The 14,758-nt window shown below is 70.4% G+C and carries 15 protein-coding genes; 2 read left to right on the top strand and 13 right to left on the bottom strand.

Annotated features, from left to right (window positions below; all coding sequences use genetic code 11):
• Nucleotides 1-13 precede the first annotated feature (13 nt).
• Entirely contained in the window at nt 14-1,249 is a 1,236-nt protein-coding gene (gene cbiE, locus ACWDSJ_RS00400; RefSeq protein ID WP_450028536.1) for a precorrin-6y C5,15-methyltransferase (decarboxylating) subunit CbiE, read from the bottom strand.
• Nucleotides 1,246-2,007, bottom strand: coding sequence for an SDR family NAD(P)-dependent oxidoreductase (locus ACWDSJ_RS00395; RefSeq protein ID WP_450028535.1), 762 nt, complete (start codon nt 2,005-2,007; stop codon nt 1,246-1,248). Before ACWDSJ_RS00395 ends, cbiE begins: the two co-directional genes overlap by 4 nt.
• A 52-nt stretch (nt 2,008-2,059) precedes the next feature.
• Between ACWDSJ_RS00395 and ACWDSJ_RS00390 the strand changes: the two genes are divergently transcribed.
• The gene (locus ACWDSJ_RS00390; RefSeq protein ID WP_450028534.1) at nt 2,060-2,464 is read left to right on the top strand and encodes a PPOX class F420-dependent oxidoreductase; all 405 of its coding nucleotides are present in this window, start codon (nt 2,060-2,062) and stop codon (nt 2,462-2,464) included.
• A gap of 5 nt (nt 2,465-2,469) precedes the next feature.
• On the opposite strand, the gene ACWDSJ_RS00385 is transcribed toward ACWDSJ_RS00390, so the two are convergent.
• On the bottom strand, nt 2,470-3,597 hold the full coding sequence (locus ACWDSJ_RS00385; protein WP_450028533.1) for a M24 family metallopeptidase: 1,128 nt from the start codon (nt 3,595-3,597) through the stop codon (nt 2,470-2,472).
• Between the two features lie 62 nt (nt 3,598-3,659).
• On the opposite strand from ACWDSJ_RS00385, the gene ACWDSJ_RS00380 reads away from it, so the two are divergent.
• Nucleotides 3,660-4,625, top strand: a complete 966-nt coding sequence (locus ACWDSJ_RS00380; RefSeq protein ID WP_450028532.1) for a 5'-3' exonuclease — start codon at nt 3,660-3,662, stop codon at nt 4,623-4,625.
• Nucleotides 4,626-4,680: 55 nt separating this feature from the next.
• Here ACWDSJ_RS00380 and ACWDSJ_RS00375 read toward each other — a convergent pair whose 3' ends face one another.
• The 10 genes from ACWDSJ_RS00375 to pafA all read right to left on the bottom strand — a co-directional run bounded on the left by ACWDSJ_RS00375 (nt 4,681) and on the right by pafA (nt 14,697).
• Nucleotides 4,681-5,367: a DUF4333 domain-containing protein gene (locus tag ACWDSJ_RS00375; protein ID WP_450028531.1), complete on the bottom strand. Its 687-nt coding sequence runs from the start codon at nt 5,365-5,367 to the stop codon at nt 4,681-4,683.
• A 137-nt stretch (nt 5,368-5,504) separates the two neighbouring features.
• A complete protein-coding gene (locus ACWDSJ_RS00370; RefSeq protein WP_387357294.1) occupies nt 5,505-8,198 on the bottom strand; it encodes a DEAD/DEAH box helicase in 2,694 nt (897 codons plus the stop codon).
• A gap of 3 nt (nt 8,199-8,201) precedes the next feature.
• Nucleotides 8,202-9,179: a twin-arginine translocase subunit TatC gene (gene tatC, locus ACWDSJ_RS00365; protein WP_450028530.1), complete on the bottom strand. Its 978-nt coding sequence runs from the start codon at nt 9,177-9,179 to the stop codon at nt 8,202-8,204.
• Between the two features lie 88 nt (nt 9,180-9,267).
• Nucleotides 9,268-9,531 carry a Sec-independent protein translocase subunit TatA gene (gene tatA, locus ACWDSJ_RS00360; RefSeq protein WP_387357292.1) on the bottom strand — a complete coding sequence of 88 codons (264 nt, stop codon included), beginning with the start codon at nt 9,529-9,531 and terminating at the stop codon, nt 9,268-9,270.
• Between the two features lie 64 nt (nt 9,532-9,595).
• Nucleotides 9,596-10,612, bottom strand: a complete 1,017-nt coding sequence (locus tag ACWDSJ_RS00355; RefSeq protein ID WP_450028529.1) for a 2-dehydropantoate 2-reductase — start codon at nt 10,610-10,612, stop codon at nt 9,596-9,598.
• Nucleotides 10,609-11,604, bottom strand: coding sequence for a helix-turn-helix transcriptional regulator (locus tag ACWDSJ_RS00350; RefSeq protein WP_450028528.1), 996 nt, complete (start codon nt 11,602-11,604; stop codon nt 10,609-10,611). Before ACWDSJ_RS00350 ends, ACWDSJ_RS00355 begins: the two co-directional genes overlap by 4 nt.
• Nucleotides 11,601-12,596 (bottom strand): helix-turn-helix transcriptional regulator, encoded by a 996-nt coding sequence (locus tag ACWDSJ_RS00345; protein ID WP_387357286.1) that lies wholly within the window; start codon nt 12,594-12,596, stop codon nt 11,601-11,603. The genes ACWDSJ_RS00350 and ACWDSJ_RS00345 overlap by 4 nt, the downstream gene beginning before the upstream one ends.
• 64 nt (nt 12,597-12,660) lie before the next feature.
• Nucleotides 12,661-13,068, bottom strand: coding sequence for a type II toxin-antitoxin system VapC family toxin (locus ACWDSJ_RS00340; protein WP_450028527.1), 408 nt, complete (start codon nt 13,066-13,068; stop codon nt 12,661-12,663).
• Nucleotides 13,058-13,297 (bottom strand): FitA-like ribbon-helix-helix domain-containing protein, encoded by a 240-nt coding sequence (locus ACWDSJ_RS00335; RefSeq protein WP_450028526.1) that lies wholly within the window; start codon nt 13,295-13,297, stop codon nt 13,058-13,060. The genes ACWDSJ_RS00340 and ACWDSJ_RS00335 overlap by 11 nt, the downstream gene beginning before the upstream one ends.
• 41 nt (nt 13,298-13,338) lie before the next feature.
• Nucleotides 13,339-14,697 carry a Pup--protein ligase gene (gene pafA / locus ACWDSJ_RS00330; protein WP_387357281.1) on the bottom strand — a complete coding sequence of 453 codons (1,359 nt, stop codon included), beginning with the start codon at nt 14,695-14,697 and terminating at the stop codon, nt 13,339-13,341.
• Nucleotides 14,698-14,758 lie beyond the last annotated feature (61 nt).

The raw sequence follows: 14,758 nt of genomic DNA, 5'->3' as shown, positions 1-14,758 counted from the left end.
ACGGGCAGAAACCCTACCCCTCGGAAGCGCTTCGGGCACTTTTCTCCACGGCCCACTGGCACACCGGCAGCTGCGGACGCCACGCGGTGAAGCCGCCGAGCGGTTCGGCGCGGTGGATCTGGATGCGGCGCAACGCTCCTCCGTACTCCGCCGCCCAGCCCAGGAGCAGGGCCTCCGACTCGACGGTCACCGCATTGGCGACCAGTCGGCCGCCGGGACGCAGCCGCGCCCAACAGGTTTCGAACAGACCGGGCTGGGTGAGGCCGCCGCCGAGGAATATCGCGTCGGGTAGGGGTAGGTCGGCGCGGAGTTCCGCGAGCACCTCGCCGCGGATCTCGATGCCCGGGACACCGAGGGCCGCCGCGTTGGCGGCGATCTGGTCCCGGCGGGGCGCGGAACGCTCGAATGTGGTTGCGCGGCAGGACGGATGGGTGCGGCACCACTCGATGGCGATGCTGCCCGAACCGCCGCCGACGTCCCACAGCAGTTCGCCCGGGGCGGGGGCCAGGGCGGACAGCGACAGCGCGCGCACCTCGGCCTTGGTGAGCTGCCCGTCGCCGCCGTAGGTGGAATCGGGCAGGCCCGGAAGGCGGGTCAGGCGTGCGGCAGTCGGGTCGGCGACGCAGTCGAGCGCGACGAGGTTCAGGGGGTCGCCGGGCGGTTCGGACCAGTCGCGGGCCGTCCCCGAGACCATTCGTTCCCGGTGGCCGCCGAGTTGTTCCAGCACCGTCAGCGTCGATCCGCCGAAGCCGTTGCGCGCCAGCAGGTCCGCGAGCAGCCCGGGAGTCTCGGCGTCCGCACTGAGGACCAGCAGCCGCCGCCGGTCGGCGAGTTCGGGAAGGACGGTCGCCAGCGGGCGGCCCACCACGCTCACCACGAGGGTGTCGGCCAGGCCCCAGCCGAGTCGCGCGCACGCCAGCGACGCCGACGACGGTTGCGGCAGCACCCGCAGCGCCTCGGGTCCGACCAGCCGTGCCAGGGTCGCGCCGATGCCGTAGAACATGGGATCGCCGCTGGCCAGCACGCAGACCCGCGAATCACGATGCGCGGCAAGCAGATCCGGCAGGGCGGGCAGCAGCGGGGACGGCCAGGCGATGCGCTCGGCGCGGGTCGCGTCGGCGGGAATCGACTCGAGTTGCCGCCGCGAGCCCATCAGGACCTCGGCCTCGGTCACGGCGCGGCGGCTCGGCTCGGGTAGTCCCGCCCAGCCGTCGGCCCCGATGCCGACGACGGTCAGGGGCCGCGTCATCGCGGCATCCGCCGCCACACCGATTGCGGCACCGCGCGGGCGACGACGAAGACCCAGCGCAGGATGCCGGGCACCCAGATCCGCTCGGCACGGCGGCGCAGCCCGGCCACCACGGCGTCGGCGACCTGATCGGGCGTGCTGGAGAACGGCGCGGGATCCATGCCCTCGGTCATGCGGCCGATGACGAAACCGGGACGCACCAGCAGCAGGTGAACTCCGCTGCCGTGCAAGGCATCCGAGAGCCCGCAGGCGAAACCGTCCAGTCCGGCCTTGGCCGATCCGTAAACGTAGTTGGCGCGGCGCACCCGCGCGCCCGCGACCGAGCTGAACACCACGATCTGCCCGTCGCCCTGGGCGCGCATCAGATTCGCGAGGACGGTGAGCACGCCGACCTGGGCGACGAAGTCGGTCCGCAGGATCGCCAGCGCCGCGGCCGGATCCTGTTCGGCGCGAACCTGATCGCCGAGCACGCCGAAGGCCAGCACCGCGACGCCGATGCGGCCGTATTCGGCGACGAGCTTGTCCAGCAGCGGCTGATGGCTCGCCACATCGTCGGCGTCGAACTCGACGCAGTGCACGGCCGTCGCGCCCGCGTGTTCGACACTCGCCTGTTCGGCGTCGAGATCGTGGCTGCGGCGCGCGGCCAGGATCACGACCCGGCCCGGGGCCAGCCGCCGCGCCACCTCGAGACCCATCTCGCTGCGGCCGCCGAACAGCACGATCGTCCCCGCGTCGACCTCGCGTCCTCGCACACCCATGGGCGACAGTCTGCCATTGGGCCTCGCGCGGCCGATTGCTACCGTCTGGAGAATGACGAACACCGGCTCCCGGATCGAACTGCCCGCGCCCGCACTCGAGTTCGTCACCGAACGGCATCTCGCCACCCTCACCACGCTGCGGGCCGACGGCACGCCGCATGTGGTCGCGGTGGGTTTCACCTGGGACGCCGAGGCGGGCATCGCGCGGATCATCACCATGGGCGATTCGGTCAAGGCCCGCAATGCCCGCGAGCGCGGGTACGCGGCGGTGAGCCAGGTCGACGGGCCGCGCTGGCTCACCCTCGAGGGTCCGGCCGAGGTGCTGACCGATCGCGAATCCGTGGCCGAGGGCGAGAACCGCTACGCGCTGCGCTACCGCGTGCCGCGGGAGAATCCGCGCCGGGTCGTGATCGCGATCCGGGTGACGCGGACGCTGATCGGCAGCACGCTGCGCTGACGGGCCTAGAGCACGGTGAGGCCGTGCGGGCGGTGGTTCATCGACTCGCAGCCGTCCTCGGTGACCACGACGATGTCCTCGATGCGGGCGCCCCATTCGCCGCGGAAGTAGATGCCCGGTTCGACGCTGAAGGCCATGCCGGGTTCGAGGACGATGTCGTTGCCCGCGACGATGTAGGGCTCCTCGTGGACCGACAGGCCGATGCCGTGGCCGGTCCGGTGGATGAAGTGGTCGCCGAAACCGGCCTCGGACAACGGGTTCCGGGCCGCGGCGTCGACCGCTTCGGCGGTCACGCCGGGACGTACGGCGGCCACGGCGGCGGCCTGGGCGCGTTCGAGTTGGGCGACGCGCTCGGCGATCTCGGGGTCGGGGTCGCCGAGGACGTAGGTGCGGGTGGAGTCGGAGTAGTAGCCGGGATCGACCGGGCCGCCGATGTCGACCACCACGACGTCACCGGTGTCGACGCGCCGCTGCGACACCTCGTGGTGCGGGTCGGCGCCGTTGGGGCCGCTGCCCACGATGACGAAGGCGGCCTCGGTGTGGCCCTCCTCGACGATGGCGGCGGCGATGTCGGCGGCCACCTCGGCCTCGGTGCGGCCCGGGCGCAGCCACTCCCCCATGCGGGCGTGCACCCGGTCGATGGCCGCGCCCGCGCGGCGCAACGCGTCGATCTCGCTGTCGTCCTTGCGCATTCGCACCTGCCGCAGCACGCCGGTGGCCGAGACCGGCAGCGCGGTGAGGGTGTCGGCGATCGGCAGCAGGTGCAGGGCGGGCATGGCGTCGTCGACCGCGACCCGCGCCCCGGCGTTGAGGGCGGACTTCACGACGCGGTACGGGTCCACGCCGTCGGTCCAGTCCAGGATCCCCAGGCCGAGTTCGCCCGCGGCCGAACCCGCCAGCGAGGCCAGTTCCATCTTCGGGATCACCACCGAGGGGGTCTCGCCGCTCGCCGGGATCACCAGGCAGGTGAGCCGCTCGAAGGACTGGGCGCGGGAGCCGATGAGGTAGCGGAGGTCGGGGCCGGGTGTGATCAGGAGCGCGTCCAGGTGCGCGGCGCGGGTGAGCTCCGCCGCGCGCTCCAACCGTTTGCCGTAGACCTCGGCCCCGAATCGTGACTCCGTGTGCGCACTCATGGCCCCGACGTTACTAGCCCGTGCCGGACCGCTCGTCCCGATTCCGGGTAGCGTCTGCTCCCATGAACACCCCTGCCGCCGCCCCGTTGCTGCTGCTCGACGGGGCCAGTCTGTGGTTCCGGGCCTTTCACGCCATCCCGGAGAAGATCACCGCCCCCGACGGGCGGCCGGTCAACGTGGTCCGCGGCTTCACCGATATGGTGGCGGCGCTCATCACCCGGCACGCGCCCGGCCGACTGGTGGTGTGCCTGGATCTGGATTGGCGGCCGAGCTACCGGGTGGAGCTGGTGCCGTCCTACAAGGCGCACCGACTCGACGACTCCGCCGACGCCGAACCCGGCGCGGAGGTCGTGCCCGACACCCTGACCCCGCAGGTGGACATGATCCTCGAGGTGCTCGCCGCAGCCGGGATCGCGACCGCGGGCGCCGCGGGGCTCGAGGCCGACGACGTGATCGGCACCCTCGCCACCCGGGAGCGGACCGACCCGGTGATCGTGGTGAGCGGGGACCGGGATCTGCTCCAGCTCGTGCGCGACGAGCCCGCGCCCCCGGTGCGGGTGTTCTACGCGGGCCGCGGCCTGGCCAAGGCGGAGCTCTACGGCCCGGCGGAGGTGGCCGCGAAATACGGTGTGCCGCAACGGAACGCGGGCCCCGCCTACGCGGATATGGCGACCCTGCGCGGCGACGCCTCCGACGGGCTGCCCGGCGTCGCGGGCATCGGCGAGAAGTCGGCGGCCTCGCTCATCTCCCGATACGGCAGCCTGGACGCGCTGCTGGCCGCGGTGCGCGATCCCGAATCCGACCTCGCCCGCGGCGTGCGCGCGAAAATCGTTGCGGCCGAGGACTATCTGACGGCGGCCGCGCCCGTCGTGCGCGTGGTGTGCGACGCGGAGGTGGACCTGTCCGGTCCCGACCGGCTGCCCACCACACCGGCGGATCCCGAACGGCTCCAGACCCTGGCCACCGCCTACAACGCGGAGAGCCCGATCAAGCGTCTGATCACCGCGCTGGAAACCAACGCGCGCTGAGCGTTTCAGCGTCGTGCCGTGGGTGCGGCGGCACGACGCCCGGATGCGAGCGCGATCAGCTCGGGCGGCCGACCTCGTAGGTGCCGTCGTCCTTGGTGATCTTGACGGTGACCTTCTTGGCCTCGCCGCCGACCTTGAGGGTGCAGTCGAAGGTCTTGCCGACCTCGACCTTCTGACCCGAGGGGCAGTTGACGTCCTGTACGTCGTCGATGCCGTAGGAGTCCTTGAGGACCTTCTGGACCCCGTCCTGCACGGCCTTGTTGTCGAGCTTGCTGCTGCTGAGGAAGACCACGGCGAGCACGATCGCCACCACGATCACGACCGCCAGCGCGCCCAGGCCGATGAACAGCCCCTTGCGCGACTTCTTGGCCGGTTGCAGCTGCTGCTGATCCCACGGCTGCTGCTGTTGACCCCACTGCTGTTGCGGCTGGCCCCATTGCTGCTGCGGCTGTTGCGGCTGCTGACCCCACTGCTGCTGGGTGGGCTCCCACGCCGACTGCGGCGGCGGCTGCTGCGGCCACGACGGCTGGCTCTGACCCCACTGCTGTTGCTGCTGGGGCGGGACGGGCTGCCAACCCTGCGGCTGCCCCCACTGCTGTTGCTGTGGCGGCTGCTGTCCCCAGTGCTGGGTGGGGGCGGCCGATCCGGGGGACGGCTGCTGACCGCCCCACTGCTGAGTCGGATCGTTGTTGCGTCCCTCCCCTGGACCAGGGGTCTCGTTCGGTCCGTACGGGCCGCTCATTGCCTGCCTCCACTCGCGCTCGTCGTACACACTCTCGCCCCCCGGGTAGGGTCACCGGTCCCTCACCGCGGTCGGTACACGAGAATCATCCAATCACAGTCGCTTGCACTGTGTTCGCATTGGCGGCGTTCGAGACATCAGGCGGCGTCGACGGCCACCACCCCTCGCCGGATCGCGCGCACGGCCTTGGCCGCGGTGGCGGCCACCTCGGTGTCGTCGGCGGTTTCGTGGATCTGATCGAGCAGGTCGACGACCTGGCGGCACCAGCGCACGAAATCGCCCGCGGACAGCGGACTGCCCTGATCGCCGCTGGCGAGCAGGGATTCGGCGAGGCTGTCGCCGCGCGCCCACTTGTGCACGCCGGTCACGAAACCGAGATCGGGTTCGCGGGTGGGCGGCAGCTTGTGCCGGGCCTCGTCGGTGCGCAGCCGACCCCACACGTCGACGGTCGCGCCCACCGCGCGGCGGATCGGGGCGGTCGGGCCCGAGGGACCGAGGTAGCCGCCTGTCTCCTGCCGCGACTCGTAGACCAGCACCGAGACCACCGCGGCCAGTTCGGCCGGGCCCAGCCCGCGCCACAGGCCCTGCCGAAGGCATTCGGCCACAACGAGATCGGCCTCGGTGTAGATGCGGGCGAGGCGGCGGCCGTCGGCGGTCACCTCGCCGTCGTCGACGTACCCGCGCTCGGCGAGCAGGCCGACGATACGGTCGAAGGTGCGGGCGAGCGAGTTCGTGGTGGCCGCGACCTGCTGGCGCATGGACTCGGTCTCGCGCTGCAACCGGTTGTAGCGTTCGCCGATGCGGGCCAGCTGTTCGCGATCGGGCCGGGTGTGCGCGGGATGCGAGCGCATGGCGCGGCGCAGGTTCTGTAGTTCGCGGTCGTCGGCGGCCCGGCTGCGGGCGCCGCGACGCTGGCGGCCGGGGGCGCTGATCCCGGTGCTGCGCAGCGCCGAGGCCAGATCGCGGCGGGTGCGCGCGGTGCGGTGGTCGACGTGCCGGGGCAGGCGCATGTGGCCCAAAGCCTGTGCGGGCGTGGGGAAGTCGGCCACCGAGACGCGCCCGGCCCACTTGTCCTCGGTGAGCACCAGCGGGCGCGGATCGCCGGGGGTCGCGTCGGGTTCGAGGATGACCGCGAGACCCTGGCGGCGACCGCTCGGGATGGCCACCACGTCGCCGCGCCGCAGCGCGGTCAGCGAGGCCACCGCCGCGCCGCGCCGATCGGCCCGGCCCTGGCGTTCCAGTTCGCGTTCGCGGGTCTTGATGCGCTCGCGCAGCGACAGGTACTCGAGGAAGCCGTCGTCGCCGATCTGCGAGCGGAGTTTGCGCAACGCGCCCTCGTTGCGTTCGATGCCCCGCACCAGGCCCACAACCGACCGGTCGGCCTGGAACTGGGCGAAGGAGCGTTCGAGCAGGGCCCGCGACTCCTCGGCGCCCATCCGATCGATGAGGTTGATGGACATGTTGTAGCCGGGCCGGAACGAGCTGCGCAGCGGATAGGTTCGGGTGGAGGCGAGCCCGGCCACCGCGCTGGTGTCCACGTCGGGGGTCCACACCACGACCGCGTGTCCCTCGATATCGATGCCGCGCCGCCCCGCGCGCCCGGTCAGCTGGGTGTACTCGCCGGGGGTGAGTTCGGCGTGCGACTCGCCGTTGAACTTGACCAGCCGTTCCAGCACCACCGTGCGGGCGGGCATGTTGATGCCCAATGCCAGTGTCTCCGTGGCGAATACGGCCCGCACCAGACCGCGCACGAACAACTCCTCCACCGCGTGCCGGAAGGCGGGCAGCATCCCGGCGTGGTGGGCGGCCAGGCCGCGGTGCAGCCCCTCGCGCCACTCCCAGTAGCCGAGCACCTCGAGGTCGGTGCGCGGCAGATCGCCGGTGTGTTTGGTGATGATCTCCTCGACCAGGTCGAAGTCCTCGGGGCGGCTCAGATCCAGCCGCGAGCGCACGCACTGCGCGAGCGCGCCGTCGCATCCGGCCCGGCTGAAGATGAACGTGATGGCCGGGAGCAGACCCTCCTTGTCGAGCAGGGCCAGCATCTCCGGGCGCGGCAGCGACCGCGGATCGCGCCGCGGGCCGCCGCGACCGCGCGGGCCGCCCCAGTCGTGCATGCGGTCGGCGGCCTCGCGCTGCTTGATGTAGCGCACCAGATCCTCGTCGACGAGGACCTTCTGGTCGCTGGACCGGGTGTCGAACAGGTCGAACAGCCGCCGCCCGACCAGGACGTGCTGCCACAGCGGGACCGGGCGGGTCTCGTCCACGATGACCGCGGTGTCGCCGCGCACGGTCTCCATCCACGCGCCGAACTCCTCGGCGTTGCTGACCGTCGCCGACAGGCTCACCAGCCGCACCTCGGGCGGCAGGTGCAGGATGACCTCCTCCCACACCGCGCCCCGGAACCGGTCGGCCAGATAGTGCACCTCGTCCATGACGACGTACGAAAGCCCTTGCAGCGCATCCGAACTCGCGTAGAGCATATTGCGCAACACCTCGGTGGTCATGACCACGACGGAGGCGTCGGGATTGAGCGACTGATCGCCGGTGAGCAGGCCCACCGCGCCGCGGCCGTAACGTTCGACCAGGTCGGCGTACTTCTGATTGGACAGCGCCTTGATGGGCGTGGTGTAGAAGCATTTGCCCCCGGCCGCGCGCGCCAGATGCACCGCGAATTCGCCGACGACGGTCTTGCCCGCTCCGGTCGGCGCGCAGACCAGCACGCTGTGCCCGCCCTGCAGCGACTCACACGCCTGCCGCTGGAACGGATCGAGGGAAAAACTCAGTTCCGCGGCGAATGCCGCGAGTTCGCCGGAAAGCGACCGATGTGCCACTCGTCAGAGAGTATCGGAGTAGTCCGACACCGGGCGCGGAGTTTTGTCCGGCGTGGTGGTGATCGACTCGGCCGGGCGCACCGGTTCGGGCGCGCCGACGGGGGCGGCCGCGGCCGAATCGTCGAGCGGGGACGCCTCGTCGTCGCTCAGCGCACCCCAGTCGTCGCCGCGCCGGGCGCGTCGGCGGTCGTTGAGCCGCGCGATCTGCACAGCGATCTCGAACAGCACGGTCAGCGCGGCCGCCAGCGCGAGCATGGAGAACGGATCCTGCGGGGTGACGACGGCCGCGAAGACGAACAGGCCGAAGACCATGCCGCGTCGCCACTTCTTGAGCTTGTCGTAGCTCAGCACGCCGATCATGTTGAGCCCCACCACGAGCAGCGGGGTCTCGAAACTTACCCCGAAGATGATCAGCAGCTGGATGATGAAGCCGAAGTACTGCGTACCGCTGAGCGCGGTGATCTGGACATTGCTGCCGATGCCCATGAGGAAGCTCAACGCGTGCGCGACCACCCAGTAGGCCAGCACCGCGCCGGTGACGAACAGCGCCGCGCCCGCGGTCACGAAGCTGATCGCGTACTTGCGCTCCTTCGCGTACAGCCCCGGGGTGATGAATGCCCACAGCTGATACAGCCACACCGGGCAGGCGAGCACCACGCCCGCGGTCAGGCCGACCTTGAACCGCAGCATGAACTGCTCGAACGGCGCGGTCGCCAGCAGGCGGCAGGCGCCGTCGGTGGTGAGCTGAGCCCGATGCGCGGGCGGCAGCGAACAGTACGGTCCGCGCAGGATCTCACCCAGGCTCTCGATGCCCAAGAACGAGTGCGCGTACCAGAAGAAGCCGAACGCGGTGGTGAGCGCGACCGCCAGCAACGACTTCAGCAGCCGGGACCGCAGTTCCTGCAGATGCTCGACCAACGACATGGTGCCGTCGGGATTCGTCCTGCGCCGGCTGCGCCGGGGGTCGAACGGAATGCGCATGGAAGTGACTGCCTCGCTGATCGCCTGAGCGTCCGGACATGATTCGACCCGGGACGAGAATTCTCATCCCGGGGGCAACGCGGACCTGCTACGCCTTGTGCGTTTCCGGCTTGGCCTGCGGGGCCGCGGCATTGGGCTGCGCCGGGGGCAGCTCCTGCTGCGCGGGCGCGGGAGTCTGTGCCGCCGGAGTACCGCTCTGGGAGCCGTCGTTGTGCATCTCGTTCATCTCGCTCTTGAAGATGCGCAGCGACCGCCCGAGGCCCCGGGCCGCGTCCGGCAGCCGCTTGGCGCCGAACAGCAGCAGGAACAGCAACGCAATGATGAGCCAGTGCGTCGGGCCGAATGAACCCATGGATTACCTCCAAAGACTGTGGTATTTCCGATGCTACCGGACCTGGTCTCGGCGAACGCCCTCGTCAGCCCTTCGCCGAACGCAACTCTGCCAGCAGTTCCGGACCGGACCATCTGCGGGGGTCGCCGCTCTCGGCGGCGGTGATCAACGCGACCAGGCGCGCGTTGACCGGGGTGGGGACGCCGACCATCCGGCCCAGGTTCACGATTTCGCCACAGAGCCAAGCGATTTCGGTCTTACGACCCAGCGCGAGATCGTCGGCCATGGACGAGCGGGCCATCGGATCGATCGCCAGCACCCGGCCCGAGACCCGGCGGAACAGCGGATCGGGCACGGTGAGCAGGCGGGTCATCAGCTCCGGCGGCAGCGGGGTGAGCCGCGCGGGTCGGATGCGGGCGCGCTGCATGACGGTCAGCGCCTCGGCCTGGGCCAGGGCCAGGCAGCGGCGGTAGTCGCGCTGGGACAGCTCCTCACGCAGGGCGCGGCCGGACAGGGCGTTGACGGCGTTGTTCAGATTCAGCAGCAGTTTGGCCCACTGCACCGGCCGCAGGTCGGCGTGCCGGTCCAGGGCGAGCCCGGCCCGGCCGAACAGCGGGGCGAAGCGGCGCAGCGCGGGATCGTCGGCGACGGCGAGGCCGCCCTCGGTGCCGCGGTGGACGTGGCCGCCCTCGTGCTGGATCACGTTGAACATGATCATGCCCGCGAGCACCACACAGGACGGCAGGATCTCGCGGATCGTGCTGTCGTGGCCGATCCCGTTCTGCAGGCTCACCACCACCGTATCGGGCCGGACCACCTCGGCCAGTTGCCGCGCGGCCTCGGCGGTCTGCGCGGACTTCACGGTGACGAGCACCAGATCGGCGATGGCGGCGCTGCCGGGTTCGGTGGCGGTGTGGAAGGCGCTGGGCGCCACCCGATCGTCGCCGCCGTCGAGATCGGTGAGACGCAGGCCGGTGTCGGCGAGCGCGCCGAGCACGCGCGGCCGACCCACGAAGGTGACGTCGGCGCCCGCGGCCGCCAGCTTGCCGCCCACGAACAGCCCGACGCTCCCGGCGCCGAGCACCGTCACGCGAAAGGTCAAGCGGGACCGACCTCCTCGATCACGGTCTCGGCGTACCCGGCGTCGTCGTAGGCGGCCAGGGCGGCCCCGGACCGTTCGCGCACGGCGGTCACCAGTTCGGCGGGGCCGAGAACCGTGACGCCCGAACCGAATCCGAGCAGCAGCCGAGCCATCCAGTCCAGGGTGGCGAACCGCATGGTGGCCTCGACGCTGCCGTCGGCATGCACGGCCACCCGGTGCATCGGGTACTGGTCCAGCACCCACGCGTAGTCGGAGCGAATCCGCAAGCGCGCCAACGGAACCGCCGGATCGTCGGAGAACAGGTCCAGGCCCGCGGTCTCGTCGGTGGCGTGGCTGGGCGGCCGGGCGGGCTCGTCGAGTTCGGTGGCCTCCTCGATGCGGTCGAACCGGAACAACCGCACGCCCTCGGCCTGGCGACACCACGCCTGGAGGTAGGAGTTGTTGTCCACCAACACGATTCGGATCGGATCGACCACCCGCTCGGAGACCACGTCGCGACTGGACGAGTAGTACACCAGCCGCAGCGCGCGGGTGTGTGCCAGGGCCGAACGGACCGTGGTGACGGCGGGCGCCTCGACGAGCGGGGCGCTCGCGCCGGTTCCGTCCGGTCCCTTGTCGCCCGCGATGGCGGCCTCGATCTTGGCGGTGGCGGACTGGGCGGCGGTCGGATCGACCATGCCGGGCAAGGCGGCGATCGAGCGCAACGCCACCAGCAGGGCGGTGGCCTCGGTGGAGGTGAGTCGCAGCGGTCGGTCCATGCCCGCGGAGAAGGTGACCTCGATGCTCTCCTCGGAGAACGACAGGTCGATCAGATCGCCGGGGCCGTAACCGGGCAGGCCGCACATCCACAGCTGGTTCAGGTCGTTCATCAGCTGTTTGGTGGTCACGCCCAGATCGGCGGCGGCCTCGGCCGCGCTGATGCCCGGGTGGGCGAGCAGGTAGGGGACCATGTTCAGCAGCCGGGACAGCCGGGTTGCCAGGCGGGTGCTCACGCGCCGACCTCCGTGCGCTCGAGCACCGACCGCAGCCGGTCGATGACATCGGCGCGCAGTTCGGCCGGGGCGAGCACGAGGGCATCGGGACCGAGTCCGGTGATCAAGCGCGCCAACCAGTCCCGCGAGCGCACCGGCACCTCGACGATCGCGCCGGACCGCCCGCCCACCACGCGCTCCTCGACGATCGCGCCGAGACGCCGGATCTCCTGCCCGCGGCCGTCGGCGACCCAGACCGTGGCCGAACCGGTCACGGGCGCGGCGCCGGTGACCTCGCCGACGATCTTGCGCAGGTCCACCCCGTCGGGTTTGCGGACCGCGTTCTCCGGGCCGTACGCGGTCACGTCCTCACCGATACGCGAGAGCCGGAAGGTGCGCACGGCGTCGCGGTCGCGGTCGTGCCCGACGAGGTACCAGCGGCCGTGATGGGTGACCACACCCCACGGTTCGACATCGCGCATGAGATAGGGCGCGCTGTGCGAGACCCGGTGCTCGAATCGGACGGCCCGCCCCGCGTCGATGGCCGCCAGGAGTTTGCCCAGCGCCGCCTCCGAGCCCCGGGTGCGCGCGGGCACGGCGGGCACCGACGCCAGGGCCGCGTCGGGTTCGACGTGCACGCCCGCGGCGCGCAGCTTCAGCAGCGCGCCCTCGGCCGCGGTCGCCAACTCCGGCGACTCCCACAGCTGCACCGCCACCGCGACCGCGGCGGCCTCCTCGCTGGTCAGATCGATGTCGGGTAGTTCGTAGGCATCGCGGTTGATGCGATAGCCCTCCTGGCCCGAGTACCGCCCCACCGGTCCGGTCTCGAGCGGGATCCCCAGATCGCGCAGTTCGTTCTTGTCCCGCTCGAACATCCGGCTGAACGCCTCGTCGCTCACCGAATCCTCGTAACCGGCGACGCTGTCCCGAATCCGCTCCGCGGTCAGGAACTGCCGGGTCGACAACAGCGCGATGACCAGATTCATCAGCCGTTCGACCTTGGATATCGCCACCCGATAGAGAGTAATGCGCAGGCGGGGATCGATGCGCGGTGGTCCGGGTTTCGTCTCGGACGGGTCAGTCGAGCAATTCGACCCGGCAGGGTAGCCCGGGTGCCTTGCTCAGCTTCTGGTCGGCGGTGAGCAGGGGAACATCGAGCCGCGCGGCCAGGGCCACATAGAGGGCATCGTAGAACGAGACCGAATGACGGAGTTTCCATGCCTCGGTCGCGAGCCAGCCGTGATGGACATAGCGATGGTCGATCATCGATGCCAGCATCCGAAGCCCGACGATCGGCACCTCCTCGCCGACTCGACCCTGGTACTCATGGCGCCGAAGTACTTGGCCCACTTCGGCATCGAGCAAATGCGGCGCATGACTCACCGTCGACTCGATCAGGTGGGCGACCGCGATGCCCTTGGCGTCCGCACGCAGAATGGCCGTCGATATCGCCGATGCGTCGACGACATACTCCTTACTCGCCACGAGCGTCCCGCAAAGCGGCCAGGATGCTCTCGCCGTCAGCGCCGGTACCCGTATCCCGCTCGAGGGCATCTCGCACGGCCGCCAACGCCTCCGCCTTCGTGCGACGGCGCGCCATCGCGATCAACTCCTGCCGCATGTACGCCTGGAGCGACATCCCCAGGGCATCGGCACGGCGGCGCAACACCTCGGCGTCCTCGTCCGGAACATCACGAATCTGAATCGTGGCCATAGCGCTAGTATAGCGTCATTGCGACGCCAATTTCGCGCAAACTACATCGAGGCGATCAGCCGATCCACCCGCTCGTCCACCGACCGGAACGGATCCTTGCACAACACCGTGCGCTGGGCCTGGTCGTTGAGCTTCAGATGCACCCAGTCGACGGTGAAGTCGCGCCCGGCCTCCTGGGCGGCGGTGATGAAGTCGCCGCGGAGTTTGGCGCGGGTGGTCTGGGGTGGGGTGGTGACGGCCGCGTCGACCGACTCGTCCTCGGTGACGCGCTTGGCCAGGCCCTTGCGTTGCAGCAGGTCGAAGACGCCGCGGCCGCGCTTGATGTCGTGGTAGGCCAGGTCGAGCTGGGCGATCTTGGGATCGGACAGGTCCATGCCGTAGCGGTCCTGGTAGCGCTGGAACAGCTTGCGCTTGATGACCCAGTCGATCTCGGTGTCGACCTTCGCGAAGTCCTGCGCCTCGACCGCGTCGAGGGTGCGGCCCCACAGGTCCACCACCGCGTCGACCTGCGGGTCGCGCTCGCGGTTGCGCAGATGCTCGACCGCGCGGGCGTAGTACTCGCGCTGGATGTCGAGGGCGCTGGCCTGACGGCCACCGGCGAGCCGCACCGGGCGACGGCCGGTGAGGTCGTGGCTCACCTCGCGGATGGCCCGAATCGGGTTGTCCAGGGCGAAATCTCGGAACGACACCCCCGCCTCGATCATCTCGAGCACCAGCGCGGCCGTGCCGACCTTGAGCATGGTGGTGGTCTCGGACATGTTCGAGTCGCCGACGATCACATGCAGGCGGCGGTACTTCTCGGCGTCGGCGTGCGGCTCGTCGCGGGTGTTGATGATCGGCCGGGAGCGGGTGGTCGCGGACGACACGCCCTCCCAGATGTGCTCGGCCCGCTGCGACAGGCAGAAGGTCGCGGCCTTAGGGGTTTGCAGCACCTTGCCCGCGCCGCAGATGAGCTGGCGTGTCACCAGGAACGGCAGCAGCACATCGGAGATCCGGGAGAACTCGCCCGCGCGCACGACGAGGAAGTTCTCGTGGCAGCCGTAGGAGTTGCCCGCGGAGTCGGTGTTGTTCTTGAACAGGTAGATGTCCCCGCCGATGCCCTCCTCGGCCAGGCGCTGCTCGGCGTCGATCAACAGCTCCTCGAGCACCCGCTCACCCGCGCGATCGTGGGTGACCAGCTGGACCAGGCTGTCGCATTCGGCCGTGGCGTACTCCGGGTGGGAACCGACGTCGAGGTAGAGCCGGGCGCCGTTGCGGAGGAATACGTTCGAGCTACGGCCCCAGGAAACCACCCGGCGGAACAGATACCGGGCCACCTCGTCAGGGCTCAACCGACGGTGACCGTGGAACGTGCACGTCACCCCGAATTCGGTCTCGATCCCCATGATTCGTCGCTGCACCCTATCGACATTACAGCCATGTCATGCCCGAAAGTGGCTGTGCGAGCAAGCCGATGCATAC

This window comes from Nocardia sp. NPDC003482, from assembly GCF_053588115.1.
Note: the sequence above shows the minus strand (reverse complement) of the source record. Positions and strands in the feature narration are given on the sequence as shown.

What these genes read in the sequence shown, in the direction of transcription:
- cbiE (WP_450028536.1), bottom strand. Translation starts at nt 1,249, where the DNA reads ATGACGCGGCCCCTGACCGTCGTCGGCATCGGGGCCGACGGCTGGGCG.
- ACWDSJ_RS00395 (WP_450028535.1), bottom strand. Translation starts at nt 2,007, where the DNA reads ATGGGTGTGCGAGGACGCGAGGTCGACGCGGGGACGATCGTGCTGTTC.
- ACWDSJ_RS00390 (WP_450028534.1), top strand. Translation starts at nt 2,060, where the DNA reads ATGACGAACACCGGCTCCCGGATCGAACTGCCCGCGCCCGCACTCGAG.
- ACWDSJ_RS00385 (WP_450028533.1), bottom strand. Translation starts at nt 3,597, where the DNA reads ATGAGTGCGCACACGGAGTCACGATTCGGGGCCGAGGTCTACGGCAAA.
- ACWDSJ_RS00380 (WP_450028532.1), top strand. Translation starts at nt 3,660, where the DNA reads ATGAACACCCCTGCCGCCGCCCCGTTGCTGCTGCTCGACGGGGCCAGT.
- ACWDSJ_RS00375 (WP_450028531.1), bottom strand. Translation starts at nt 5,367, where the DNA reads ATGAGCGGCCCGTACGGACCGAACGAGACCCCTGGTCCAGGGGAGGGA.
- tatC (WP_450028530.1), bottom strand. Translation starts at nt 9,179, where the DNA reads ATGCGCATTCCGTTCGACCCCCGGCGCAGCCGGCGCAGGACGAATCCC.
- tatA (WP_387357292.1), bottom strand. Translation starts at nt 9,531, where the DNA reads ATGGGTTCATTCGGCCCGACGCACTGGCTCATCATTGCGTTGCTGTTC.
- ACWDSJ_RS00335 (WP_450028526.1), bottom strand. Translation starts at nt 13,297, where the DNA reads ATGGCCACGATTCAGATTCGTGATGTTCCGGACGAGGACGCCGAGGTG.